Origin of the sequence: Pedobacter sp. Bi126, assembly GCF_918698245.1 — a bacterium.
Lineage (GTDB): Bacteria > Bacteroidota > Bacteroidia > Sphingobacteriales > Sphingobacteriaceae > Pedobacter.
In genome coordinates this window covers 1-26,016 of the sequence record NZ_CAKKMS010000010.1, presented here as the reverse complement: position 1 = coordinate 26,016, position 26,016 = coordinate 1, and the positions used below count along the sequence as shown (strand labels likewise).

General features: G+C 41.7%; 20 protein-coding genes. 19 read left to right on the top strand and 1 reads right to left on the bottom strand.

The features are described from left to right. Positions 1-146 precede the first annotated feature (146 nt). The 16 genes from LQ201_RS24385 to LQ201_RS24310 all read left to right on the top strand — a co-directional run bounded on the left by LQ201_RS24385 (position 147) and on the right by LQ201_RS24310 (position 18,258). The gene (locus LQ201_RS24385) at positions 147-1,022 is read left to right on the top strand and encodes a universal stress protein (protein WP_230146347.1); all 876 of its coding nucleotides are present in this window, start codon (positions 147-149) and stop codon (positions 1,020-1,022) included. Positions 1,023-1,077: 55 nt separating this feature from the next. Continuing rightward, on the top strand, positions 1,078-2,112 hold the full coding sequence (adhP, locus tag LQ201_RS24380) for an alcohol dehydrogenase AdhP (protein WP_230146346.1): 1,035 nt from the start codon (positions 1,078-1,080) through the stop codon (positions 2,110-2,112). A gap of 26 nt (positions 2,113-2,138) precedes the next feature. Beyond that, positions 2,139-2,594 carry a pyridoxamine 5'-phosphate oxidase family protein gene (locus LQ201_RS24375; protein WP_230146345.1) on the top strand — a complete coding sequence of 152 codons (456 nt, stop codon included), beginning with the start codon at positions 2,139-2,141 and terminating at the stop codon, positions 2,592-2,594. 607 nt (positions 2,595-3,201) lie between these two features. After that, positions 3,202-4,983, top strand: a complete 1,782-nt coding sequence (locus LQ201_RS24370) for a hypothetical protein (protein ID WP_230146344.1) — start codon at positions 3,202-3,204, stop codon at positions 4,981-4,983. Positions 4,984-5,040: 57 nt separating this feature from the next. Further along, positions 5,041-6,231: a PAS domain-containing sensor histidine kinase gene (locus LQ201_RS24365; RefSeq protein ID WP_230146343.1), complete on the top strand. Its 1,191-nt coding sequence runs from the start codon at positions 5,041-5,043 to the stop codon at positions 6,229-6,231. A gap of 24 nt (positions 6,232-6,255) precedes the next feature. Beyond that, positions 6,256-7,287 (top strand): response regulator, encoded by a 1,032-nt coding sequence (locus tag LQ201_RS24360; RefSeq protein WP_230146342.1) that lies wholly within the window; start codon positions 6,256-6,258, stop codon positions 7,285-7,287. 648 nt (positions 7,288-7,935) lie between these two features. Beyond that, entirely contained in the window at positions 7,936-8,364 is a 429-nt protein-coding gene (locus LQ201_RS24355) for a lactate dehydrogenase (protein ID WP_230146341.1), read from the top strand. Beyond that, entirely contained in the window at positions 8,364-9,710 is a 1,347-nt protein-coding gene (gene hemN / locus LQ201_RS24350; RefSeq protein ID WP_230146340.1) for an oxygen-independent coproporphyrinogen III oxidase, read from the top strand. The genes LQ201_RS24355 and hemN overlap by 1 nt, the downstream gene beginning before the upstream one ends. Positions 9,711-9,722: 12 nt before the next feature. After that, positions 9,723-12,107 carry a heavy metal translocating P-type ATPase metal-binding domain-containing protein gene (locus LQ201_RS24345; protein ID WP_230146339.1) on the top strand — a complete coding sequence of 795 codons (2,385 nt, stop codon included), beginning with the start codon at positions 9,723-9,725 and terminating at the stop codon, positions 12,105-12,107. Then, on the top strand, positions 12,104-12,283 hold the full coding sequence (gene ccoS / locus LQ201_RS24340; RefSeq protein WP_029278967.1) for a cbb3-type cytochrome oxidase assembly protein CcoS: 180 nt from the start codon (positions 12,104-12,106) through the stop codon (positions 12,281-12,283). Before LQ201_RS24345 ends, ccoS begins: the two co-directional genes overlap by 4 nt. A gap of 73 nt (positions 12,284-12,356) precedes the next feature. Further along, the gene (gene ccoN, locus LQ201_RS24335; RefSeq protein WP_230146338.1) at positions 12,357-14,498 is read left to right on the top strand and encodes a cytochrome-c oxidase, cbb3-type subunit I; all 2,142 of its coding nucleotides are present in this window, start codon (positions 12,357-12,359) and stop codon (positions 14,496-14,498) included. Between the two features lie 3 nt (positions 14,499-14,501). Then, a complete protein-coding gene (locus LQ201_RS24330; protein WP_230146337.1) occupies positions 14,502-14,684 on the top strand; it encodes a hypothetical protein in 183 nt (60 codons plus the stop codon). Further along, complete coding sequence (locus LQ201_RS24325) at positions 14,671-15,639, top strand: cbb3-type cytochrome c oxidase N-terminal domain-containing protein (RefSeq protein ID WP_230146336.1); 969 nt, start codon at positions 14,671-14,673, stop codon at positions 15,637-15,639. The genes LQ201_RS24330 and LQ201_RS24325 overlap by 14 nt, the downstream gene beginning before the upstream one ends. Next, on the top strand, positions 15,623-17,005 hold the full coding sequence (gene ccoG, locus LQ201_RS24320; protein ID WP_230146335.1) for a cytochrome c oxidase accessory protein CcoG: 1,383 nt from the start codon (positions 15,623-15,625) through the stop codon (positions 17,003-17,005). Before LQ201_RS24325 ends, ccoG begins: the two co-directional genes overlap by 17 nt. A 126-nt stretch (positions 17,006-17,131) precedes the next feature. After that, on the top strand, positions 17,132-17,560 hold the full coding sequence (locus LQ201_RS24315) for a FixH family protein (protein WP_230146334.1): 429 nt from the start codon (positions 17,132-17,134) through the stop codon (positions 17,558-17,560). Beyond that, complete coding sequence (locus LQ201_RS24310) at positions 17,557-18,258, top strand: sulfite exporter TauE/SafE family protein (protein ID WP_230146333.1); 702 nt, start codon at positions 17,557-17,559, stop codon at positions 18,256-18,258. Before LQ201_RS24315 ends, LQ201_RS24310 begins: the two co-directional genes overlap by 4 nt. A 185-nt stretch (positions 18,259-18,443) precedes the next feature. Here the strand turns inward: LQ201_RS24310 and LQ201_RS24305 are convergent, their stop codons facing one another. After that, a complete protein-coding gene (locus tag LQ201_RS24305; RefSeq protein ID WP_230146332.1) occupies positions 18,444-19,997 on the bottom strand; it encodes a PAS domain-containing sensor histidine kinase in 1,554 nt (517 codons plus the stop codon). 634 nt (positions 19,998-20,631) lie between these two features. Between LQ201_RS24305 and LQ201_RS24300 the strand changes: the two genes are divergently transcribed. From LQ201_RS24300 to LQ201_RS24290, 3 genes are all read left to right on the top strand, one after another. Next, complete coding sequence (locus tag LQ201_RS24300) at positions 20,632-21,378, top strand: AraC family transcriptional regulator (RefSeq protein WP_230146710.1); 747 nt, start codon at positions 20,632-20,634, stop codon at positions 21,376-21,378. A 19-nt stretch (positions 21,379-21,397) separates the two neighbouring features. Beyond that, on the top strand, positions 21,398-22,474 hold the full coding sequence (locus tag LQ201_RS24295; RefSeq protein ID WP_230146330.1) for a helix-turn-helix transcriptional regulator: 1,077 nt from the start codon (positions 21,398-21,400) through the stop codon (positions 22,472-22,474). Between the two features lie 254 nt (positions 22,475-22,728). Then, positions 22,729-26,016, top strand: a 3,288-nt coding sequence (locus LQ201_RS24290; RefSeq protein ID WP_230146709.1) for a tandem-95 repeat protein, incomplete at its 3' end; no start/stop codon positions are given.

The following is a 26,016-nucleotide window of genomic DNA, read 5'->3' as shown; positions in this document are numbered from 1 at the left end:
ATTAGTCTAAATATTTCTTTAGCCTATCATCATAATGATCGGGCACTTAAATGGTAACACCGGGAAAATCATTTTAATAACTGATGGGGCTCATATTTTTAACATAGGCTTTTTACAAACTTTATACCGATCAAAAAAGACCCATTATGAAAAAAATCCTGGTACCTGTTGATTTCTCTGCAACGGCAGAGAACGCAGCCGATTATGCAACAGATCTGGCCCATGGTATTGGTGCCCGGGTAGAACTGTTAAATGTTTTTCAGGTTCCGGAGTTTTCTCCCGCTGCGGCATCTCTGGTATGGCCACTTGAAGAATATAAGCTTATAGAAGACAATGCTAAAAAAGCCTTGGACAAAATGGTCGAAAAGGTGGAAGAAAAATATAAAAAAGCCCATCATGAGCTTGGTTTTAAAGCAGAGGTGTTTGGGAGAACTGTTCGTGGCGAGGTTGAACAAGAGGTTAGCAAGTATTTTACCGAGTGTAAAATGAACCTCGTTGTGGCCGGATTGAACCATGCAGATAAGTTAACCAAAACGCTTGTGGGCAGTGTTGCCAGAAAAATTATCGGGGAGGAAATACCTGTTTTGCTTATCCCTGCAGGGTATAGGTTTAAGAAACCTAAAAAAATTGCTTTTGCCACAGATTTTAGCCATAGTGATATCCCTGTTTTATGTACACTTGCCGAATTTGCAAAACCTTTTAATGCCGATATACTCATTACACATACCGGTAGTTCAAAATCAGAACCAGAAGCTTATAAGCATACAACCGAAGATTTTTTAAACCGGGTTGCCGATCGGGTCAACTATAGAAATATTTACCATAGGCATATAAACAGTGAACAGATTAAGGATGGTTTAGATTGGATCGTAGAAAACGGACAGATCGATATCCTGACCATGGTGCATCGAAAACACGGTTTTTTTCATCGCCTGCTTAAAGGCAGCTATACCCTGAACATGTCAGATCATATTCAGATCCCGCTTTTGGTTTTACCGCCATCACACAACATTCCGATGTAATAATTCATCACCAGATAAAATTCAATTATTAAAAATCTATTGTAAAACAGCATATATGTATCCTAAAACAATGAAAGCCGCAGTTATCCATGAATATGGAGGACCACTGGCCATAGAAGAACTTCCGGTTAGACCACTCAATCAATATGAGATTTTGGTTAAGGTAATTTCATGCGGGGTATGCCATACCGATCTGCATGCCTGTAATGGAGACTGGCCGGTAAAATCAAAAATGCCATTGGTGCCAGGCCACGAAGCCATTGGACTGGTAGCGGCAATGGGACATGATGTTAAAACTGTTAAGGAAGGAGATGTGGTTGGTGTGCCTTGGTTATATAGTGCATGTGGCTGTTGCGAGTTCTGCTTAACCGGTTGGGAAACATTATGCTATGAGCAGCAAAATGGAGGCTATAGTGTTGATGGAGGTTTTGCAGAATATGTCATTGCCGATTCCAGGTATGTTGCGCATTTTCCTTCGCACGTAAATTTTGCAGAAATGGCGCCGATTATCTGTGCCGGGGTTACCGTATACAAAGGTTTAAAAGAAACCGATGCAAAAGCAGGTGAGTGGGTAGCCATATCTGGTATTGGCGGGCTCGGCCATCTTGGGGTTCAGTATGCAAAGGCCATGGGCTTTCAGGTTGCCGCGATTGACATTGCAAACGATAAACTGGAGATGGCCAGAAAACTCGGTGCAGACATTGTTGTTAATGCGCTTGAGCATGACCCAGGTGAATTTCTTAAAAAACAAACCGGGGGTATGCACGGCGTATTGGTTACGGCAGTAACACCTGTTGCTTTTAGTCAAGGGCTTTCGGCATTGCGCAGAAAAGGCACCTTATCCCTAAACGGACTACCTCCGGGCAGTTTCGACCTTCCCATATTCGATACCGTGTTGAACAGGATAACCATCAGGGGTTCTATTGTCGGCACAAGAAAGGATATGCAGGAAGCGATCGAATTTGCGGTAGATGGAAAGGTAAGGGCGCAGGTTAAATCAGCAAAACTGGAAGATATCAATAATGTGTTCGATCAAATGAAAAAGGGCGAGATTGATGGCCGGATTGTTTTGGATATTGCGGGAGCTTGATTTATAATAAATATAATTTTTGTAAGATGTTAGGAAAACTAGAAGAAGAGGATATAGAAAAGCTCCTTAAGGAACAATATATTGGCCGTTTGGCCTGCCATGCTCATGGGCTGAGTTACATTGTGCCCATTAATTATGTGTACAGCAGCGGCATGGTCTACGCCCATTCTGCTCCGGGGCAAAAAATCAGGATGATGAAAAGTAACCCTCAGGTATGCTTTCAGACCGATCAGATCCGCGATACTTATAACTGGAAAAGTGTGGTGTGCTGGGGCAAGTTTGAAGAAATTACGGATGCTGCAGAAAAACAAAGAGCCCTTCAGGGAATTATCCATCGGATGATGCCTTTAACCAGTACACCTTCGGAGCAACCATCGCATGGAACTGGCAAAAAAGATACTTATGATGAAGATCTTATCGTGTTCAAAATTATCTTTCATCTTAAAACAGGTAGATTCGAGGTAAACGATAGTGTTGATTGACAGAAATAACAGATTCCAAAATGTGATATCGTTGGGAGAGCAACGACAGGCTGTCCCGACTTTTCGGGAAAGCAATCCTTCCTACCTACGATAAAATTGCTGCAGCAGATGAAAAATCAGCCTTCAAAGACGGTTTTAGGGAAAACTGCCTCAATCATCCAAATCTACATCAATTGCAAGTTAATTCAACCACTGTATTTTTGCTAATAAAATTTATGGCTTACGAAAGGGCATACTATATGCGAAATACTACGACAATGATAAAAATAACCACACTAATAATTTAGGAAAAAACTTATATTGAATTATCGTAATGCAGATTACCGTAATGTGGATTGCGATAATGGAGATGGTATGGAAATTTATAATCGCGAAAAGGAACTCAGTAATCGATTTTGATATTAAGGGTATTGAATATTTCGCCTGCTAAGCGAATGGGGCCTGCTATAATAGTATGTCAAGTTTGGTATTATAAAACGTTAAAAAGTGACCTCACTCACTTTTCGTTTTGACAGGCATCATCTCCAGACCAGTTCAACTATAATAGTTTTGCTGTCGAAATCATCGGCTTTTTATTGTAAAAGGCCAAACATTATTACGAAACACCATGCCACATTCATTCCATATCCCTGTATTAGGCCTCGGCTATTCTATTGATACGCCATTAAAAGTTGCCAGGTACGGTATTTCATCAGTGCTGTCTATTGTTGATGATGAACTGATCGAGCGCATGCGGGCTTATCATTCAAAAAACCGGGCGGTTCATTTCGAAGCGATTCCAAAAGGAGCAGCTGACTGCCGGAGTAGACGCATCACTGCATACCTCAATTTTTTGCTGGAAACGATAACCGACGATTTTAAAGCCTTAAAAAAACAGGATTTTAGTGCCGGAAATGATATATGCCGTTATTTCGAACTACTTCCTGATAGGTCTAAATTAAAACATGGTTACGAACTGATGCTGGACTATCCCGAAGGTGAAACCAAGCAGACCTTCCAGGCGCTTTTAAAAAATGCAATGCGGATGGGGGCTATTGATGTGAATATTATGGCCAAGGTAGATAAAATGAATTATGTAGATGACCAATACACTGGCGATCTCAATACCGATGCCTTAAGTGCACTCCGTGGTTTTGCGGAAAGTAAGCTGAACGCCTCTGTTGTACTCTCTGCCGGCATGAACCCGAAATTATACAGCTATATGGAAAATTTTGAAGACTTTTTTCCTGATGAAAATGGCAAGCTGAAAAAGAAAATCATCTTAAAGGTTAGCGACTTCAGATCGGCACTGATCCAGGCTAAATTTTTGGCAAAAAAGGGTTTATGGGTTTCAGAATTCAGGATAGAGTCGGGCTTAAACTGTGGTGGCCATGCATTTGCAACAGAAGGCTATTTACTGGGCCCAATTTTGGAAGAATTTAAGCTCAAAAAAAACGATATGCTTGCTGAGCTTTTTAACATGTACCAATCTGCTTTAGTGCAAAAGGGAATCCCAACAGAAAAACAGCCCAAACAGCGGGTAAGTGTTCAGGGTGGGATTGGTACGGCTGCAGAACACGATTTCCTCCTTCAACACTACAATCTCGATGCCACAGGTTGGGGAAGCCCGTTCCTATTGGTACCCGAAGTAACGAATGTAGATGCCGAAACATTGGCGCAATTGGCCAGTTCAACAGAAAGCGATTTTTACCTGAGTGGAGCCTCTCCGCTGGGTATTCAGTTTAATAATTTTAAAAACAGTACAATAGAACGCCAACGTGCCGAGCGGATTGAAAAGGGCAGGCCGGGAAGCCCATGTACCAAAAAATACCTTTGCAACAATACCGAATTTACTGAGCAGGCCATCTGTACGGCATCCCGCGAATATCAGCACTTAAAAATCAAAAGTCTTAAAACTGCCGGCCTATCCGCAGGCGAATATCAAAAGCAGTTTAATCTGGTAACCGAAAAAGTTTGCCTTTGTGAGGGCTTATGCGCCGCTACCTATCTCAAATATAATATGGCCAAACCCAAAGAAAGCACCGCAGTAGCCATTTGTCCGGGGCCAAACATGGCCTATTTTTCTGATGTATATTCATTTGATGAAATGGTTGGCCATATTTACGGGAAAATTAACTTGTTGAGGCAGGTAGAACGGCCACATATATTCATCAAAGAACTCAATCTTTATATCGATTATCTTCAGGAAGACATTAAACAACAGCTTCAACATTTTAGCGATAAAAAAAGGAAGCAGTTAAACGCATTTAAACTCCAATTGGCTGAAGGGATTAATTATTATAAAAATCTTTTTGCCGAGGTTGCAGATCAGGCTTCCGGGGAATTAAAAGGATTATATGAACAGCTGGCGAAGTCGAAAGACAAACTGGACGGATTGATTGTTGAATAAGAGAAAAAAGATCGCAAATAACTTTTCTATATTTACGAGGATATACTGATGTATTACATGGATAGATCGAAATTTTTAGATGCCATTATTGAAAATGCCATTGATGGGATTATAACCATTGATGATAAAGGGATTATAGAACATTTAAACCCGGCTGCACTTGAGCTTTTTGGTTATGGCAGAGCAGAACTGGTTGGAAAAAACGTATCGGTGTTAATGCCAGAACCTGATCATTCGCGCCATGATGGCTACTTATCCAGATATGAACATACGGGGCAGAAACACATTATAGGGATTGGAAGAGAAGTTTCTGGCAAGCGCAAAGATGGCTCGGTTTTTCCTTTCAGGCTGGGGGTAAGCGAAGTAAAATTTAGCGACCGTAAAATTTATACCGGTTTTATCCACGATCTGAGTAAAGAAAAGGCCAATGAAGAGCAGATCAGAAGCTATACCGAAAAATTAGAGGTCAAGATCAAGGAACGCACACACGATCTGGTAAAGCTGGTATCCGAACTCGAAATGGCCAAAGAAAATATGCAGGCGCTTTTTCAGAAAGAGAAAGAACTCAATCAGCTCAAAACAAGGTTTGTTTCTATGGCCTCGCATGAGTTTAGAACACCACTCAGTTCGATACAATTATCGGCTTCCTTAATCGATAAATATACCTCCAGGCATGATGTGGCCAGTGTAGAAAAACATACACTGAAAATCAAAAATTCGATCAACAACCTCACTACGATCCTGAACGACTTCCTTTCATTGGAAAAACTTGAAGCAGGAAAAGTGGAAGCATCGGCACAATCTTTCAATATCATCAGTTTTGCTGAAGAAATAGCTGAAGAAATGCAGATGATGACCAAAGAGAACCAGCACATTATTTACGAGCACACCGGTACAACCGCCGAAGTTTACCTCGATCCGAACCTGTTGAAAAACTGTGTCATTAACCTGATTTCCAATTCGATAAAATACTCTGGAGCAGATACCTTGATCCAGTTCAATTCTATTTTAAAAGATGATGAACTCATTTTGGAGGTGAAAGACAATGGAATCGGAATTCCAAAAATAGATCAGCAAAATCTGTTCGAACCATTTTTCAGGGCACACAATACGGGCGACATCCCTGGCACTGGTTTAGGCCTGAACATTGTAAAAAGATATGTAGGTCTGATGAATGGTACCGTAGCCTGCCAGAGCGAACAAAACTCAGGTACCACTTTTACACTCACCTTTGCGCCCGGTAAATAATTTATAATTAAACACCCAATCTCCATGAACAAGAAAGTTTTGATTATTGAAGATAATGACGACATAAGGGAAAGTACAGCTGAGGTGCTTGATCTGGCAGGTTACCAGACTTTTACCGCCAAACATGGTAAACTCGGTGTAGAAATGGCTCTGAACCATTTGCCTGATGTGATTCTTTGTGATATCATGATGCCAGAACTTGATGGTTATGGTGTACTATACCTACTGAACAAAAACCAAAAAACGGCCAATATCCCTTTTATCTTCATTACGGCAAAAACCGAGCGGGCAGACATGCGAAAAGGAATGGAAATGGGTGCAGATGATTACCTCACCAAACCGTTTGATGATATAGAACTTTTTAAGGCCATAGAAAGCAGGTTTAAAAAGAAACAACAGTCAGCTGGCTTTAATTCAAGTGCAGGCAACAGTGAAACGGTCATGGATGAGCTTCGTAAAAAGGGCAAATTAAGACCAATTGGCAACAAGCAGATCATTTATGTGGAAGGGGATGAACCTAGCCATTTGTATTATTTGGTTAAAGGGCAGGTAAAAACATATAAACGTTTCAAAGATGGCAGGGAACTTTCTTCCAATCTGTATCATGACGGCGATTTTTTTGGGTACGAAAGTTTGTGCAACGGGGAAGTGTATGCCGATAATGCTGCAACTTTAACCGAATCAGACATTATCCAGATCCCCAAAACAGATTTTATGGAGTACCTGCTCAACCATCAGGCCGTATCCAAAAAATTTATCGCTTTGCTATCAGGAAATGTGCGCGATAAAGGAAAGCAGATGCTTCAACTCGCCTACTCTTCGGTAAGAAAGCGTGTGGCAGAAGCATTGCTGCAAGTAGCGGCTAAATTTGGAGACGGTGTTGAAGACAGCTGTACCATCCGGATTTCTCGTGATGACCTTGCTGCATTGGTAGGTACAGCCAGCGAAACCGTAAGCCGAATGCTTGCTGATTTTAAAGATGAAAAACTGATCGATAAAACAGGTAATGCCATAAATATCCGCTCGATCGAAAAACTCAGAAACATTAAACAGTAATTTACTCATTGCTAAGTGGTTAGTGTTTAATTGTTTAGCCTGTCATTCTGAACGCAGTGAAGAATCTTTAATCTATAGCTGCTGAAATAAGTTCAGCAGGATATAAGGCATAGTCCAAAGACTTCTCCTCCAAAGGAGTTCCTTTGGAACACGTCGCATTTGCTTCGGTCGAGACGACGCCAATTTTAGAATCTGTAATTGATTGGTAATCTTATTGCTTTAGGATTCCCACCTGCGTGGGAATGACGATCATATTCAATAGGTTATGTTCATTGCCCAGGGTGATTCATCAGTAAACTGTTTAATCGGTTAGTCTACGCTATGCTCCTAGCGCCAAACTCTGGGCTCAAATTGTTTAATCGGTTAGTCTACGCTATGCTCCTAGCGCCAAACGCTGGGCTCAAATTGTTTAATCGGTTAGTCTACGCTATGCTCCTAGCGCCAAACTCTGGGCTCAAATTGTTTAATCGGTTAGTCTACGCTATGCTCCTAGCGCCAAACGCTGGACTCAAATTGTTTACATCGGTTAATCGACCCCCAACGCCCAACGCCAAACTAAAAAATGTAATAAAAATCATTTTTTTCTCTAAGCATGCTCACCTGTTGCACCTGCCCGGGACCATAGTTTTGTATATATAAACTCTGTATATGAAAGCTATAGCTTACAACATCAAACCCGATGAAAAGGAATGGTTGGTACTGGCCAATTATAAAAAACACGACATTACCATAATTGCGAACAGTTTAACAGTCGATACGCTTTCATTTGCAACCGGAAAGGAGGCCCTCTTGGTTTTTAACAACGATGAGTTAAGTGGGGCGATGATTCTGGGGTTAAAAGCCCTGGGCATAAAATACATTGCCACCTCATCTTCCGAAACAGATCACCTCGATTTAAAAGCTGCGGGTTCTGCCGGAATTAAAATAGCAAATGTTCCTTTGGCATCTGGTGATGCCGATGCTAAACAGCGGATGGAACAGGTGATCAGAAACCTCGATCAATGGGCTGTGGGTAAATGCGTAGGTAGCGCGTGCTGCTGTCAAAACGAATGTTCCACCGTAAAAGCGCTCAAATAATGGAAACTTCTGCATTGCTTAAAAAATACAATGTTGCCACACCAAGGTACACCAGTTATCCAACTGTTCCTTACTGGGATATTGAAAATTTCACTGCAAATGGTTGGTTAGCCAATGTAGCCAACACCTATGAAAGCCATAAAGATGAAGGGATCAGTCTATATATCCACCTTCCATTTTGCGAGAGCCTATGCACCTATTGCGGTTGTAATACCCGGATAACAAAAAATCACGGTGTAGAGGTACCATATATAAAAGCTGTACTGGCAGAATGGAAAATGTATGTAGAAGTTTTGAGGGAGAAACCTAAACTAAAGGAACTGCACCTGGGTGGCGGAACCCCTACTTTTTTTAGTGCAGAAAACCTCAAAATGCTCATCAATGGCATTACGAAGCATGCAATCTTGGCACCAGGTGCAGAATTTTCTTTCGAGGCACATCCTGCCAATACTACTGAACTACATTTAACCACACTTTACAAACTTGGCTTTAGGAGGTTAAGTTTAGGGATACAGGACTTTGATCCAAAAGTTCAGTTCCTGATCAACCGCTTTCAAACGCCCCAACAGGTAGCTGAGGTTACGGCAGAAGCAAAGAAAATCGGTTATACCTCTGTTAATTTTGATCTGATCTATGGCCTTCCAGGGCAAACTGTTAATGGATTAACAGACACCATAAAACAGGTAATCGATATGCGGCCAGACCGGATTGCCTTTTACAGTTATGCGCATGTGCCCTGGTTAAAGCCCGGTCAGAGACATTATAGTGAAGAAGATATTCCAATTGGTGATGAAAAGTTTGCCTTATACCAACTGGGCAGGCAGTTACTGGATGAAGCTGGGTATAAAGACGTTGGTATGGATCATTTCGCGCTAAAAACCGATTCATTGTTCCAGGCGATGGCTGATCTGAAACTCCATCGCAATTTTATGGGCTATACCAATCAGCATACCCGTTTACTTATCGGATTGGGTGTGTCTTCCATCAGCGATAGCTGGACAGCCTTTGCCCAAAACCCAAAAACGGTAGAAAGCTACCTCAATAAAATATCGCAGGCAACATTGCCTGTAGAAAAAGGTCATTTCCTTACAGGCGAAGATCTTGAGGTAAGAAAACATATCCTTAACATGATATGCAGGGAAAATACAAGCTACAACGAAGGTATTCCCGAGCCTGTGTATGGCAGGCTGTTGCCTTTAGTAAAAGACAAATTGGTATGGGTAACGGAAAAAGAAATCAGGATTACCACCAAAGGGCGATCTTTTTTACGGAACGTGTGTATGGCTTTTGACGAGAAGCTATGGCTCAAACAGCCCAAAACCCAATTGTTCAGCTCATCAATTTAAGTACAGTCTAGAATGGAAGATCAATATAAAACTGCAGCACATACCCTTTGCTATCATTGCGGCGAAGATCTGCCTAAGGTAAAATATCATGCGGAAGATAAAGATTTTTGCTGTGCGGGTTGTATGGCCGTTTTCAAGATCCTTTCAGCGAATAATTTATGTAATTATTATGTGTACAATAACAACCCGGGCAGGCAATTTAAAAATGAAAGCCATTTAGAATATCTGGATGAGCCAAAAATTATCGATCAGCTGCTCGATTATAAACATGAAAGCTCGAGCATCATTACATTTTACATTCCGGCCATTCACTGCAGTTCATGCATCTGGTTGCTGGAACACCTCTATAAAATCAACTCCGCTATATTCAGCTCGAGGATCGATTTTCTTAAAAAACAGGTGACTATAAGTTTCAATCACGACGAAATTTCGTTAAGGAAGCTGGTAGAAACATTAAACCAGATTGGATATGAGCCTTTAATCAGTCTTCAGGATATAGTAAAGGAACACAGCAGTTCGGTAGATAAAGCTTTGGTGTTAAAAATAGCCGTTGCCGGTTTTTTAATGGGCAATGTTATGCTCTTTAGCTTTCCCGAGTATTTTGGTTTATCGGGTTTCGAGCAACAATTTCAATCGCTTTTTGGCTGGCTAAACCTTACGTTCTCTATCCCTGCTGCTTTTTATTGCGGCCGCGATTATTTTACCTCAGCTATAACAAGCCTTAAACACAGGCACGTTAACCTCGATACGCCTTTAGCATTAATTATTGCGGTGCTTTTCCTGCGCACGGCTTTTGAAGTTGTTTTTGGTACAGGCCCGGGTTTTGCCGATACCTTAACCGGTTTGGTGTTTTTGCTTTTAATGGGCAAATGGCTCAAACAGCGCACCTACCATCACATTTCATTTGATCGCGATTACCGTTCCTACTTCCCGATTGCAGTAACTACACTGCTAAACGGCAAAGAAAAACCAGTTGCTATTAACGAAGTCAAGATTGGCGACCGGTTATGGATCAGGAGTGGCGAGCTGGTTCCGGCTGATGCCATTCTAATGAAAGGTGATGCCTGGATGGACATGAGTTTTGTTACCGGTGAGTCTGATCCTGTACATAAAGTTTTGGGTGAGATTATTTATGCCGGTGGCAGACAAACCAGCGAGGCCATAGAGCTTGAAGTAATTAAACCTGTTTCGCAAAGTTATTTAACCGGTTTATGGAACAACGATAATTATAAAAACAATTTCGAAAAACAGAATTTTAACGATAGCGTAGCCAAGTACTTCAGCCTGGGTGTTTTCCTGATTGCATTTGCCGCCACGGGGTATTGGTTACTTCAAAACGATAGCCACAAGGCCTGGTCGGCATTTACTGCTGTAATTATTGTCGCCTGTCCATGCGTGCTGGCTTTGAGCACGCCATTTACCTTATCCGCAATTTTATCGGTTTTTGATAAGAAGGGTTTTTATGTGAAAAATACAGATGCCGTTGAAGAACTTGCCAAATGCGATACCCTGATTTTTGATAAAACAGGTACGCTGACCAGTAATGAAAATGCAGAGATCATCTTTAGCGGAATGATAACCGATGAAGAAAAGATTATTGTTGCCTCATTGTTGCGCAATTCGATACATCCCTTGAGCAGGCATATTATTAAGGCCTTAAATGTTGACCGATTTTATTCGCTCAGCGATTATCAAGAGGTGGTAGGAAAAGGTTTGACGGCCAAAATTAACGGCCAAAGTATCTATGCTGGGCACCTGTCAATGCTGCCGGTCCAAGTAGCATCTGCCGGAGAAAGCGGGGTGCATATTGTGATCGATCATGTATATAAAGGATGTTTTGATATCAGGCAACAGTGGCGGCCAGGGCTGGAACAAATGATTCTAAAACTTTCTCGATTCAATTTGCAGGTTTTATCTGGCGATACCGATAAAGACCGCTGGATGCTGGATGCCATTTTTACTAAAAATACAACCATCAGTTTCCGCCAGAGCCCGCACCAAAAGCTAGATGCAGTTTTAAAGCTTCAGCAGGGTGGGAATAAAGTAATGATGTTGGGTGATGGATTAAACGATGCCGGAGCCCTAAAACAAAGTAATTTTGGAATCGCATTAACGGATAACATCAACAATTTTACGCCCGGCTGCGATGCCATTCTCAAAGGCAGCGCCTTAAATTATCTGCCAGATTTTATCCAGTTAAGTAAAGACGGGCTGAAGATCATTAAAACAAGCTTCGCAATAGCCATCGCGTATAACTGTATTGGTATTTACTTTGCTGTGCAGGGCACACTTTATCCTCTGGTGGCCGCGGTGTTAATGCCCATCAGTACCGTTACCATTATCTCCTTTACCACTTTGGCAACCAGGTGGTTTGCCCGTAAAAATAAACTGATATGAACATCCTTTACTTTTTGGTTGGCTGCAGTGTTTTAATGGCACTCATTTTTTTGGCTGCATTCTTTTGGGCTTATAAAACCGGTCAGAATGATGATGTACATACGCCAGGTATCCGCATGCTCTTCGATGATGAAGTTGTTGCCGAAAAAAGTGAAGAAGATCACTTTTCTAGTTAACCGTTATCACCCTTTATCCACCTACTGCCAGATACCTTTGGCATACAAAACATACAAAAATTCAGCTTCTATTATGCAGTTAGAAAAATTTACTTACGATAACAAGATTGTTCGGAACTTTGGTATTGCCACCCTGGTATGGGGAATTATAGGCATGACAGTTGGCTTGCTTGCAGCCATGCAACTGTTTAAACCCGCAATGAACATGGGCAGTCAGTACACCACATTTGGCCGCATCAGGCCGCTGCACACCAACGCTGTAATTTTCGCCTTTGTGGGCAATGCCATTTTTATGGGCGTTTATTATTCGCTCCAGCGTTTGTTAAAAGCAAGGATGTTTAGCGATGTGCTGAGCAAAATTCATTTTTGGGGCTGGCAGCTGATCATTTTATCGGCAGTAATTACCCTTCCATTAGGTTTTACAACTTCGCACGAATATGCCGAACTCGAATGGCCGATTGATATTGCCATTACCATCATATGGGTGGTATTCGGAGTAAATATGTTCGGTACCATTTTCAAAAGAAGAGAACGCCATTTGTATGTGGCCATATGGTTTTACATTGCCACTTTCGTTACCATAGCCGTATTGCACATCGTAAACTCTTTTGAGCTGCCCATTTCTTTCATGAAAAGTTATTATGTGTATGCAGGTGTTCAGGATGCGCTGGTACAATGGTGGTACGGGCATAATGCGGTGGCATTTTTTCTAACTACGCCTTATCTGGGCATGATGTATTATTTCTTGCCGAAGATGGCCGGAAGACCCGTTTACTCTTATAAATTAAGTATCCTGCATTTTTGGTCGCTCATTTTTATTTACATCTGGGCGGGCCCGCACCATTTATTATATACTTCATTGCCCGGTTGGGCACAATCATTAGGTGTTGCCTTTTCGATCATGCTAATTGCGCCAAGCTGGGGCGGTATGATTAATGGTTTGTTAACCTTGCGCGGCGCCTGGGATAAGGTAAGGGAAGATGTAACCCTTAAATTTATGGTGGTTGCCCTTACCGCTTATGGCATGGCCACCTTCGAAGGTCCGTTATTATCTTTAAAACAGATTAATGGGGTAGCACATTTTACCGATTGGATTGTAGCACACGTACACGTTGGTGCTTTGGGCTGGAACGGTTTTTTAACTTTTGGTGTACTGTACTGGTTAATTCCGCGTATTTACAAAACAGAATTATACTCTAAAAAGCTTGCCGGTTTCCACTTTTGGATAGGTACTTTGGGGATCCTTTTTTATGCCGTGCCGATGTATTGGGCAGGTTTTACGCAGGGGCTGATGTGGAAAGAGTTTACGCCCGAAGGTTTATTAAAGTACCCGAATTTCCTAGCCACCACACTGCAGATTATCCCGATGCATGTTTTACGTTCAATTGGTGGTGCACTGTATTTAATAGGGGTAATTGCCATGACTTATAACCTGGCCAAAACCATGGTGGGCGCTAAATTGCTTGCCAACGAACCTGCTGAGGCCATGCCTTTAACCAAAATTATTATTGAAACCTCTCCCGCAGATAAAGCCTGGCACAGGGTTCTGGAACGTAAGCCAATGAAATTTATGGTGCTCTCGCTCATCATTATCCTTATTGGGGGGATGGTAGAAATGATGCCCACTTTTACCATTCAATCCAATGTTCCAACTATAGCGAGCGTAAAACCTTATTCAGCACTCGAACTTCAGGGAAGAGATCTGTACATCCGAGAAGGTTGCGTAAACTGCCATTCGCAAACGGTAAGACCTTTCCGCTCAGAAACAGAGCGATATGGAGAATATAGTAAAGCCGGAGAGTTTGTTTACGATCACCCGTTTTTATGGGGCAGTAAACGTACCGGGCCTGATCTTCATCGCATAGGCGGGAAATATTCTGATGCCTGGCATTACAATCACCTGGTCGATCCTACTTCAATGTCGCCGGGAAGTATTATGCCGCCTTACGCCTGGCTCATCGAACAAAAACTGGATATTACAACTACAGCCAGCAAGATCAGGGCCATGCAAACATTGGGCGTTCCTTATCCTGATGGTTATGATAAACGTGCCAACGATGATTTAAAAGCTCAGGCCGAAAAGATTACACTCGACCTAAAACAGAATAACATTAAGGTTAAAAGCGACAGGGAAATAGTAGCCATTATTGCTTACCTGCAACGTTTAGGTACCGATATCAAAGCCAATAAAGAAACCATTCCTTCAAATCAATAAAATATGTTCAACCAGATCAAAGATTTAGCCGGTGGCGAATTATACCTCATCGCCTCACTGCTCATGTTCATGGTGTTTTTTGTAATCGTGGGTATTTACCTGCTCAAACTAAATAAAAAACATATAGAAGTGATGAGCCAGCTTCCCATTCAAGACAATCAACCTAATGCATATGAAGAAGATTAAACTATTGTTATTATTCCTGTTCATCTCAATTACAGCCTTTGCTGCGGATGAGAAAGCCGCAGAAACCGTAACACCTGCTCAGGCAGGCTTGGGGCTAAACCAGTCGGAAATACTGATTATAATCCTCTTGCTTTTTGCAGTTGTGCTTCTTGTTGTTTCAGTAACCCTGTTAAATGCATTCAAGGTAATGTATCAGGAGCAGTTAAATCCTACACCATACACCAAGCCGGTAAAAGAGCCGGTTTTGGATTACGATAGCTGGTTAAAGCAACAACCTGTTAAACCTTCAATCTGGACAAAACTTTTAAGCTTAAGGCCAATTGAAGAAGAAAAGGATCTGGTAATCGATCATGCTTACGATGGCATTAAAGAGCTCGATAACCCAGTGCCGGCCTGGTTTAACTTCCTTTTCTATGGTACAATGATTTTTGCTGCGGCATATCTTTTTTATTACCACATTGGTGGTTATGGAGACCTGCAGGATCAAGAATACGAAAATGAAATGGCCAGGGCGAAGATAGAAAAAACAGCCTACCTCGAAAAATCGGCCAATACCATTGATGAAAACTCGGTGAAGTTTGATAATACACCAACAGTGCTGGAAGAAGGCAAAACTGTTTTCACTACAAACTGCGTGGTTTGTCATGGCGATAAAGGTCAGGGCATCATCGGGCCAAATTTAACCGACGAATACTGGTTACATGGTGGAAGCATTAATAATGTATTCAAAACCATTAAATATGGTATTCCTGAAAAGGGGATGATCAGTTGGGAGAAAAACTTAAATCCAAAACAGATCAGTGCAGTTACCAACTTTATTTTATCGCTAAAAGGAAGTAATCCTGCAGGAGCTAAAGCACCACAGGGTGAAAAATACGAAGCGAAAGATTTAAAAGACAATGAGGTGAAAGCAGTAACAGACAGTGTAAACCAGGGCAATGTTACCAAAAAATAAAAAAGAAAATAAAGACCGGGGCAGAAATTTTATCTATCCCAAACAGCCATCAGGCAGGTTATATACCTACCGGAAATGGGTAAGTTATGTGCTGCTGCTGTTTTTATTCTCTTGCCCGTTTTTAAAACTTAATGGTGAGCAACTGGTACTGCTCAATTTTATAGAAAGAAAATTTGTATTCTTTGGATTGATTTTTACCCCGCAGGATTTTTACCTCTTTGCCCTTGCAATGCTCATTTTTATCATGTTCATTGTGTGCTTTACGGTAGTGTTGGGCAGGTTGTGGTGCGGATGGGCCTGCCCACAGACAATTTTTATGGAAATGGTTTTCCGTAGGATTGAATACTGGATCGAAGGAGATGCCAACAAACAAAAGAAACTAGACGAAGCAGGTTGGACCGCGGAGAAAATATTCAAAAAAGGCAGTAAACATTTCATCTTTCTGGTGATTTCTTTTGCCATTGCGAATACTTTTCTTGCTTATATGATCGGTTCTGATGTACTCTTTAACATTATAACGGAGCCCGTTTCAGGCCATATTTCTGGCTTTGTATCCATCTGGCTGTTTACATTTATTTTCTATGGGGTATTTACCTATGTACGCGAAGTGGTGTGTACGGTAATCTGTCCGTACGGCAGGTTACAGGGCGTTTTGTTAGATAACCAAAGTTTGGTAGTAGCCTATGATTTTACCAGAGGCGAACCACGTGGGCATCTTCAAAAAAATGCTAATGAGTTAACAGCCGGCGACTGTATAGATTGTGGACTTTGCGTGCAGGTTTGCCCCACGGGTATCGATATCCGCGAAGGTACGCAGCTCGAATGTGTAAACTGTACGGCCTGTATCGATTCATGTAACGAGGTGATGCTTAAAATAAACAGGCCCAAAAATCTGATCGGTTTTTTTAATCAGGATTTTATTAAGGAACGTAAACCCTATAAAATTGGCTTAAAAGCTTACGGTTACGCTGCGGTACTGTTTGTGGTACTGATGGTTTTTTCTTCACTGATCTATAAAAGAGAAGATATCCAGACCACGGTATTAAGAGCAAGCGGTACATTATACCAGAGCAGGGGAACAGATAAAACGAGCAATCTTTATAATGCAGAACTGATCAACAAAACCAATAAGGCGGTAAAGTTTACATTCAGATCGAAGGAAAAGGGAGACGAAATTAATTTCATCCAAAAAGCTGATATTTTACCAAAAGAAGGTTCGGTACACCTTACTTTTTTTCTGATCAGGAAAAATAATTCCATTAAAAAATATAAAACCGATGCTGTTTTCGAAATTATTGCCAATGGAAAAGTTTTAAGCACCGCAACTACAAGTTTTTTCGCGCAACCGGAAGGAATTGAGGATTGAATTAGAGAATGAGTGAAGTGAATGATAGAATGATTGAATTTTGAATGATTGAAGGGGCGGAAATGATATTTGCATGTAAACAATCACTCATTCAAAATTCACTCATTCAAAACTAAAAAAAGAGCTATGAACTGGGGAACAAAAATAGTGTTGGGCATGATTGTATTCATGATGTTTATTGTGGGGATGGTTATTTACATGTTCCATGTACATGGAAGAGATGCCCTGATAGAAGAGAATTATTACGAAAAGGGAATCAATTATAATGCAGAATACAAGGCCAAAGTGAACGTTATAGACGATAATGCCAGTCCCAAAATTACCATTACAAAAACTCAGATTATCATTCAGGTAAAAGATAGTGCAAAATACGATCTTGTTTTAATGCGGCCTGCCAATAGCAACGATGATGTTAAGTTAAAGGGACAGACCTCAGGAACAGCGAATCTTATTCTGGTTGATAAAACTAAAATGCCCAAGGGAATGTGGTTTTTAAACCTCCAGTGGCACTCCTCAGGAAAAGATTATCTGTTTAAAAATAACATTACCCTATGATGGATTTTTTACCATTGGCATTTTTGATGGGGCTTTTCGGAAGCCTTCATTGCGCCGTAATGTGCGGGCCAATTATGCTGGGTATGCCATTCACGAAGCAGAATTTCTTGCAAAGTGGATTTCAGCTTTTGTTGTACCAATTTGGCAGAATTGCCGTGTACACTGTGTTAGGATTGTTGGTGGGTGCTTTAGGGAGCAGTATCCGCATTTTTAGCGATCAGAAAATGCTGAGTATCTTAATCGGTTCGATACTGATTTTATTTACAGCGCTACAGTTTAACGCTGCTTATAGAAATAGGTTTTCAAAGCTTCAGTTAAAGGCGCTCAATCCGCTGAGCAGACTTATGGGAAAAGTATTCAATTTGCCATTGTGGGGATTGTTTGTCGGAATGCTTAATGGCATCATCCCCTGCGGGATGGTTTATCTGGCACTTGCAACTGCGTTAAATACTGGTAGTATTAAATCTGGTGGTACTTTTATGTTCCTCTTTGGATTGGGTACCGCCCCACTGATGCTCATGATTTCGTTAGGCGGGATTTTCCTCAAGAAATACATCCGCTTTAATACCAATAAACTTATTCCCTGGTTTATGTTTTTTATGGGGGCATTGCTCATACTGCGTTCGGCCGATCTGGGTATTCCCTTCATATCACCTAAAACTACTGGTACCTACGGGCATACCGTAAATTGTCGATAAAATACTTCTGGATGAAGCCCCTTAGCGTTTTTCCTATCGAGGTAACTCAATTATATGCTTGGAAATAATTATTCTGCATATATAGTATTGATCCATTGCTGGTCAGAAAGTCGGGGTTGAATAACTATAAAGCCGCAGATCATTGATTTAAATTTTTTAGTATCTTTTAGTGATTTCAATGGATCTTAAATGTCTACGTCTGGTTGGAAAGTTGATTTTTCTTCCAGCCATTTCAGCCCTTCCTCTGCCTGTGTGAAAAATACGATTTCAGAATGCTTTTCCTCATTTTCTACACTCTTCTGCGCCGATAGTTGGCTGAATGCACTTTCTGACAATATCCAGGCGAAAAATTTTAAGCCCGCGAGCTCCATCAAAGGCAACCAGATGTTGGCAGCCCAGTCTGATGCTTCAGACCACGTTCCGGGAACCAGTCGGTTGTCATTAAATACCTTGCTCCGCCTATTTTCCTTTAAATACTCAATCATAAGGGAGCCTCCGCGTTTGACGGTATTCATATCCTGGTACCCTGTCCATTCCACATACATGATATCACTTCCCACCGGACAGGTTATGCTCAGGTGCTTATCCCTGTAATAGCTTTTAGTGCGTATATCCGGATCTGCCGAACCGCTGCTGATCAAAGGTAATTTGAAGGAAAACGTAGCGCCATTACCAAACGAGCTTTCTATCCAGAAGCTTCCTCCATGACGTTTTATAATATCAGCGGAAATATAAAGGCCAAGTCCAAGCCCGTTAAACCGAGTAGAAGAATTATCGGCCCTGTAGTAGCGTTCGAATAACTGCTTAAGGTGTTTAGACTTTATCCCGATGCCATAATCTTTGACCGATACGATGATGTTCTCATCAATTATCCGGGCGCTGATTTCAACCGTTTTGGCATCAGGAGAATATTTCACTGCATTGGAAATAAAATTATGGACAACCTGCTCCAGTCTGAACTGGTCACCGGTAAAGCTAATATTGTTTTCGGCCACTAATAGTAACTGATGGGAAGGATAGATTTGACGCATTTCCGCAACAACATCAGTAAGCATAGCTGAGAAATTAAACGTTTTTGAGTCAAAGATCATTTTTCCCGCATTGATCTTACTTACGTCAAGCAGATCTGCAATCAATTTTTCCAGGCGGGTGAGCTGCCCGGCTGATCGCTCCAGATAGGTTTTTATTTTTCCTTCTCCAACCATTCGCAAGAGCAGCTGGTGAAACCCCTTACTTGTAGTTAGCGGAGTTTTTAATTCGTGGCTTGCTATAGAGATAAATTCATCTTTTCTCGCCTCACTGGTTTTCTGTAAGTGGATATTTGTATTGGTGCCCACCCAGATATCTGATTTACCTTCCTGTCTTACTAGTCTGGCGATCGCTAGATGCCAGTAATAATTACCATCAGAAAAAAGAAGACGGAACTCGTTTGTATATTCCTTGCCGCTTTCAAGTGACGCCTTCCACGAGTTGATGCTTGTTGCCAAATCATCTTTGTGCACAAACGCAGTCCAGCCATAAGCTAAAACCGTTTCTCTGGATTGACCAAAATCACGGCAAACGGTATCATTTACATAATTGATTTCTCCGGATGTATCCGCTGTCCAGATCTGTTGTGGGATCGCATTGAGCAATAGTGTTGACGACGGTTGGTTTAGGCCAGTCTCTGAATCCCGGTTTTTTGCGTTTGGGCTTTTGTTTGAGCCCTCTTGATTTGCATTGCTATTTTGCGGATTCATGTTCAAATTGTAATGTTACCATTGCTAACGGATGACCATACCCTAATCTCGATATAATTTTTGTCTAAAGTACCAAAAACCAAACTAGCCAAGCAAAAAAAAGTTTGCCAAAATTGTAATTATTGGATGTCTATTTTTATATTAATCTGTATAGTCGATATGCTTTTACCTGGTTTAATTTACCTGTATTGCTTAGAAATGTGCAACAATTTTTTGTGATGATGTTGTTGTCTTTCAGTATTTTTAGGCGTTTTTAATTAAATATTGTTAATAAGGAGAAATGTAAGTAAATTCGTCCGATAATATCAAATAAGTCGTCGTTACCTAATTATTTTCTTAACTATTAGCTGTGTCCGTTGATAAAAGCCCTGATCTATGGTCTGTAGGGAATAAGCAAAAAATCCAGTGGTTGGAAACCTCCAGCGACAAATTTATATATTTCATTATAGCTATTTTCGTGGTAGCACTTGTTCATCTGGTGTTAATTCAACTCGAATCTGGATTACCGGTAGCAGTTTTATATGGCCCTTTGGCATGTTGTGCCTATCTCAGTCTGCAGAAAAAGCCTGCGTTCACCATCTTTTTTGTATTAAATATTATATTTTTTGCATTATTGAGTTTAATATACCTGTGTTTGAAGACACCATGGGCGATGTTGAATCTGAAAAGAGACTATCTTGATTATTATTACCTGTTTTATTTTTTGGCGATGATCATCTCGATGGCTGGACATAGTATTTTTCCACTCATTACACTGACAAAAAAGGAGAAGGTTGCCAGAGACGAAATGTTTTTGATGAATTTCTTCTATTTTAGCATTTTTATTTCAATATTAATAGTTTTCATTCTCATCCGCCAGTTTGTATTTCCAAAGATTTTGAATGGATTTGATGTAAATCTGCTCATCAATTTGTTGCTGTTCATGGGTTGGCTGATGATCGGCAACTTCATCAGGACCCACATCAGGGATGGAGGTTTGAATTTGAAGCTGCACGAAACGGTTACACCAGTTGATTTTTTCGGTCATGAAACCGGTGAGAAGAATGTCTACTTTGAAAAAGTTAATGCCGTGTTATCCAATGCTGATCTCTTTTGTGATCCGGAGTTCTCACTTGCAGTGCTTGCCGATGAAACGGGCATTCCCCGGTTTCAGCTAACCAACGTTTTGAAGGTTTTTTATGATAAGAATTTTTATCAGCTATTGGCAGAGCTCCGTATTCAACATGCCAAAGTAAAACTTGAAGCAGATTTGGATTTAAAGATAGAAATACTCAGCTATGAATGTGGGTTTAAGTCGAAAAGTGCATTTAACAAATACTTTAAGGAGATTGTAGGGGTGACTCCAAAAGAGTATAGGAGTTCGGTTAAACAAAATGTGTAGGTAGCAATCTGCTGAAATCATGAATATACTTTTATCGCTTATATTTTTGCTTGCGCTTGCTTCATTAATCCTGATCCACAGGCTGGGTGCCAAGGAGAGTTTTCTTAAAGTACTGCAGGTTTACCATTTCTACTCTATCAGTCATGTTTGCTATACGGCGATAGCCATTAATTTTTTCGGCGATATCCGGTTTGTAGATGCAGGTGCACCATTTGCCCTGGGTTATGGCCCGTTGTTATACCATGGGATTATTACCTCAATAAGGGAGATGGATAAAAAAATGCGAAAACGCATCCTTTTTCATCTCATGCCTATCCCTATCTTCTGGATTGCGTTCATTGTATTGTTGTCTGACCCCTTATTAAGGGAGCAGTTTCGGTGGAAATACTATTTTGTTCTTGGAATATGCCAGGGCCTCTCTCTCTTGAGTTACGGAGGCTGGGCCATTTATTCTACAAGTTCAAAAAAAACAGTAGCTCAATTAGGGGACAGGAGCAGGATGATCAATGTTGCCTCTATACTGGTCCTGTTTATGGCGTCTTTTGGCGTTGTAGTAATGGTTTCGCGCATACTACCGCATAAATCCATGCCTCCTACCATCGGTCTTTACATCATCTATGGCTTTTTGCTTAGTGCGCAGTTGTCAGTTGCAAGGTATCTTTACAAAAGAATAAAAGGAATTACAAAAGCTGAGGGCAACTCAGCAGAGCAGGTCGCGTTACAGAAGGCTGAACCAGCTTACGAAAAATCCGGCATTCCGACAGAATTATTGGCCGAATACAACCTGCGTTTACAAAACCTAATTACCGAAAACCACATCCACCTTGATAGTTCGCTTTCGATCGAAAAAGTAGCGGGCTTATTGGGAATTTCGGCCCACTATACCAGCCAGCTGTTTAGCAGAATTCATAACGAAAGTTTTATCAACTATATTAATAAGTTACGCATCGATCATGCTTGTTTTTTACTGACGAATGATGAAATAAAGAGTATTGACGAGATCATATTCGAGTGTGGTTTTGGATCGAAAGCAACTTTCAACCGTGTCTTTAAAAATCTGAAAGGCTGTACCCCCTCTCAATTTCGGAACAATTAAAACGAAATAAACCTTTAGGTTGATTTTTTGTAGTATTGCGTGTACAAAATTCGTGAATCTTGTGCATCCCAATGAATTGATACTTAATTTCTGCGATCACAACGCATATTTGCGGCCACTTACGGGTACATACTGAGAAACGTTTTTTTATCAGAATGTACTATGAAGGTTAACGGCAATCATGATGTTCTCTGAAAATTAACGCTTTCAAGGCCTCCATTATTGTCCGTTCGGACAAACGAAATATTACTTATATGAATACACATTTACCAAAAAGGATAGTGGCAGCTATTAATTGGGTATGCTTTTTTGTGCCGTGCTTTAAACGTTCGGTGCTGATGAAAACAGCAATGCTCCTGATACTGTTCGCTTTTTCAATTTCAAACACTTTTGCAGACGGAAGTAGAGACCTTTATCCTTCCACCGCTTCTGGAGGTAGGGCAAAGCTGCGGTCCAGTACGGTGTCTTCGGCCTCCTATCCATTCCCTGATCTCAATGCGCATTTTACCTACGCCAAAGCAGGGGAACTGATTACCATGGCCAGTAGTGAGATGGGTACAGGAAGTGCAGCGATCAGATTAACGGCACCTGATGGTACAGTAAGCAATTTTACCGGCAATACAAACGGATTAATTACCAATAGAACTGCCGAACTTGCAGGACCGAGGTTGCCTGGGGTGGCCGGAGGGAATTTTTATACACCTGTTTACTACACCGTTCCAAATGGTGGGACTGGAGTTTATAAAGTAGAATTTATTGCTGGGGGTGGTGTAAATAATAGCACTACTAACGGAAGGCAAGACATTGCAGCAACTGCAGCCTGGGCAAATAATGGCATTAATTCACCCCTCATTTCAGCATGGGACGTATCCGTTTTTTCATCAAATACCGCGACAGCAACCTATATACCAGGTAGGGTGTATACCAACATCCTTACCCTGGATATCAATGTGGGAACTTCCTTTCCTGCCAATCGGAACTTTTTCGGCGTGATGTATGTGCTTACCAAAGATGGTTATACGTATCGAACCAACAATAACGGGAATAATGGAATCAGTTTTACATTTTTTGTCAATAACAAAGGCTTGGTGGATGCTTCCGATCAGCCTAAATATAAAAGTGTAAATACAACGACCGGAATTGCGTCCCAGATACAGGATCCCCGTATAGCGGACACGCAATCTTCGATTACCCACAAAATGTTTTATACTTTGCCTTCCAACGACCTTCCCGTTTCTGCACCAGGAGCTGTGCCCGGTGGATCGACCTGGCTGAAAAATGCAAGGCTAAATCCAGAAGTAACTAATCTGGACATTATCGGTACAGACGGAACAGTAGGACAGGTGAGTAATAAAGGTGGAAAAGTGGTTTTTACCGCTAATCTTGCCGGTCGGTACAGTATTAAAATCATCAGTAAAAAGTCTGCAGGAGATCCTTTGTACTTCCCAACAAGAACGCTGACAGGGACGGCATTAGCTGGCCCTAACTCAGTGGAATGGGATGGAAAGGATGGGGCGGGAGTAGCACTCCCCAATGGTTCGATTCCGGCAACCCTGACCGTCCAGTTACAGGGAGCGGAAGTTCACTTTCCCTATTTTGATATGGAGGTTAATCCTAATGGATTAATCTTAGACTTGCTTACAGCAGATAATTTATCAGTACAATCGAATATTGTTTACTGGAACGATGCCGATATTCCTGTAAGGGATGTTGCTTCGAATCCGATAAATGCCAGCCAAACGGCTATTCCATCGGGAACCTCCAGTACAACCAATGGCCATAAATGGGGCGCTGTTAATAGCCCTACTTCAAATACATTTGGAGACAATATGTCAATGGACACCTGGACGTTCGTTTTGGGTGCTGAGGAAACACTAGACCTTCAAGTAGAGGTGAAAACTGCTGATCTTGAAGTAGTGGGCATCACACCATCTGCATCTACCATTGCAGCCAATGGAACGATCAGTTATACCGTTGTTGCCAGGAACAACGGACCGAGTGATGTAACCGGTGCACCGTTCGCATTTAATGTCCCTACTGGCTATGAAATCACAGGAGTTGTGCCGTCAAGCGCATGCGCAACTGAATCTTTCAATGCGATTTCTGCCGACAAATTAAAATATAACTCAAACCTTACCTTGGCGAACGGCTGCTCGATCAGTTACGTAATCACGGTGAAGGCCATACCATCGGTAGTTGCAGGCTCGGTGCTGAATGTCGGCGCAACGATTCTGCGTCCGAACGACGTAACGGACCCTGATGCAACCAATACGCTCGCCAATGTACCTCCAACTGATCCGCAGTTTGAATGTACCAATAACGGAAAGGGCGGATCGTGTAACAATATCAAAGCTAATACTACAGTTCAGGTCGTTAATACTCCTCCGGTAGCATCTCCCGATCAGGGAACTGTTGTTGAGGATGGTACGCTCAATGTCCCTGTTGGAAGCGGGCTGCTGTCAAACGATACTGATATCGATGGCAATACCCTCGCAGTTACCAAGTTCACCATTGGTACTACAGATTATCCGTTAAATACTGCTACGGTTATTCCTGGAGTTGGAACGATAACAATAAATGGAAATGGTAGCTACATTTTTCAGCCAGTAGCTGACTTTAATGGTGCGGTTCCCGTAATCGGCTACAGCATCACTGATGGTAATGGTGGCATTAGCACAAGTACCCTTTCAATTACGGTTACCCCAGTAAACGATGTTCCTGTTGTTGCAGCGATCAGCAAGAGCGGTGTGGAGGATAGCCCGATACCTTTTGCCACTGTAGACTTTACCTCAAAATTTACCGACAAGGATAACAACCCGTTAACCAAGATCCGCATAGTCGATCTTCCGTTGAACGGTACCCTGCAGCTTAACGGCATTGCCATCACGGTAGGCCAGGAGATCATCGCAGCAGATTTGGACAAGATCACTTTTGTTCCGAATGCAGACTGGAACGGCTCGACCAGTTTCAACTGGAACGGCAGCGACGGTACGGCTTATGCTGTTTCGAACGCGCCTGTGAACATCACGGTTACTCCGGTAAACGATGTTCCGGTTGTTGCCGCGATCAGCAAGAGCGGTGTGGAAGATAGCCCGATACCTTTTGCCGCTGCAGATTTTACCTCAAAATTTACAGACAAGGATAACAACCCGTTAACCAAGATCCGCATAGTCGATCTTCCGTTGAACGGTACCCTGCAGCTTAACGGCGTTGCCATCACGGCAGGCCAGGAGATCATCGCAGCGGATCTGTACAAGATCACTTTTGTTCCCAATGCAGACTGGAACGGTTCGACCACTTTCAACTGGAACGGTAGCGACGGTACGGCTTATGCAGTTTCGAACGCACCTGTAAACATCACGGTTACCCCGGTAAACGACGTTCCTGTTGTTGCCGCGATCAGCAAGAGCGGTGTGGAAGATACCCCGATACCTTTTGCCGCTATAGACTTTACCTCGAAATTTACAGACAAGGATAACAACCCGTTAACCAAGATCCGTATTGTTGATCTTCCGTTGAACGGTACCCTGCAGCTTAACGGC

What these genes read in the sequence shown, in the direction of transcription:
- LQ201_RS24385 (WP_230146347.1), top strand. Translation starts at nt 147, where the DNA reads ATGAAAAAAATCCTGGTACCTGTTGATTTCTCTGCAACGGCAGAGAAC.
- adhP (WP_230146346.1), top strand. Translation starts at nt 1,078, where the DNA reads ATGTATCCTAAAACAATGAAAGCCGCAGTTATCCATGAATATGGAGGA.
- LQ201_RS24375 (WP_230146345.1), top strand. Translation starts at nt 2,139, where the DNA reads ATGTTAGGAAAACTAGAAGAAGAGGATATAGAAAAGCTCCTTAAGGAA.
- LQ201_RS24370 (WP_230146344.1), top strand. Translation starts at nt 3,202, where the DNA reads ATGCCACATTCATTCCATATCCCTGTATTAGGCCTCGGCTATTCTATT.
- LQ201_RS24365 (WP_230146343.1), top strand. Translation starts at nt 5,041, where the DNA reads ATGGATAGATCGAAATTTTTAGATGCCATTATTGAAAATGCCATTGAT.
- LQ201_RS24360 (WP_230146342.1), top strand. Translation starts at nt 6,256, where the DNA reads ATGAACAAGAAAGTTTTGATTATTGAAGATAATGACGACATAAGGGAA.
- LQ201_RS24355 (WP_230146341.1), top strand. Translation starts at nt 7,936, where the DNA reads ATGAAAGCTATAGCTTACAACATCAAACCCGATGAAAAGGAATGGTTG.
- hemN (WP_230146340.1), top strand. Translation starts at nt 8,364, where the DNA reads ATGGAAACTTCTGCATTGCTTAAAAAATACAATGTTGCCACACCAAGG.
- LQ201_RS24345 (WP_230146339.1), top strand. Translation starts at nt 9,723, where the DNA reads ATGGAAGATCAATATAAAACTGCAGCACATACCCTTTGCTATCATTGC.
- ccoS (WP_029278967.1), top strand. Translation starts at nt 12,104, where the DNA reads ATGAACATCCTTTACTTTTTGGTTGGCTGCAGTGTTTTAATGGCACTC.
- ccoN (WP_230146338.1), top strand. Translation starts at nt 12,357, where the DNA reads ATGCAGTTAGAAAAATTTACTTACGATAACAAGATTGTTCGGAACTTT.
- LQ201_RS24330 (WP_230146337.1), top strand. Translation starts at nt 14,502, where the DNA reads ATGTTCAACCAGATCAAAGATTTAGCCGGTGGCGAATTATACCTCATC.
- LQ201_RS24325 (WP_230146336.1), top strand. Translation starts at nt 14,671, where the DNA reads ATGAAGAAGATTAAACTATTGTTATTATTCCTGTTCATCTCAATTACA.
- ccoG (WP_230146335.1), top strand. Translation starts at nt 15,623, where the DNA reads ATGTTACCAAAAAATAAAAAAGAAAATAAAGACCGGGGCAGAAATTTT.
- LQ201_RS24315 (WP_230146334.1), top strand. Translation starts at nt 17,132, where the DNA reads ATGAACTGGGGAACAAAAATAGTGTTGGGCATGATTGTATTCATGATG.
- LQ201_RS24310 (WP_230146333.1), top strand. Translation starts at nt 17,557, where the DNA reads ATGATGGATTTTTTACCATTGGCATTTTTGATGGGGCTTTTCGGAAGC.
- LQ201_RS24305 (WP_230146332.1), bottom strand. Translation starts at nt 19,997, where the DNA reads ATGAATCCGCAAAATAGCAATGCAAATCAAGAGGGCTCAAACAAAAGC.
- LQ201_RS24295 (WP_230146330.1), top strand. Translation starts at nt 21,398, where the DNA reads ATGAATATACTTTTATCGCTTATATTTTTGCTTGCGCTTGCTTCATTA.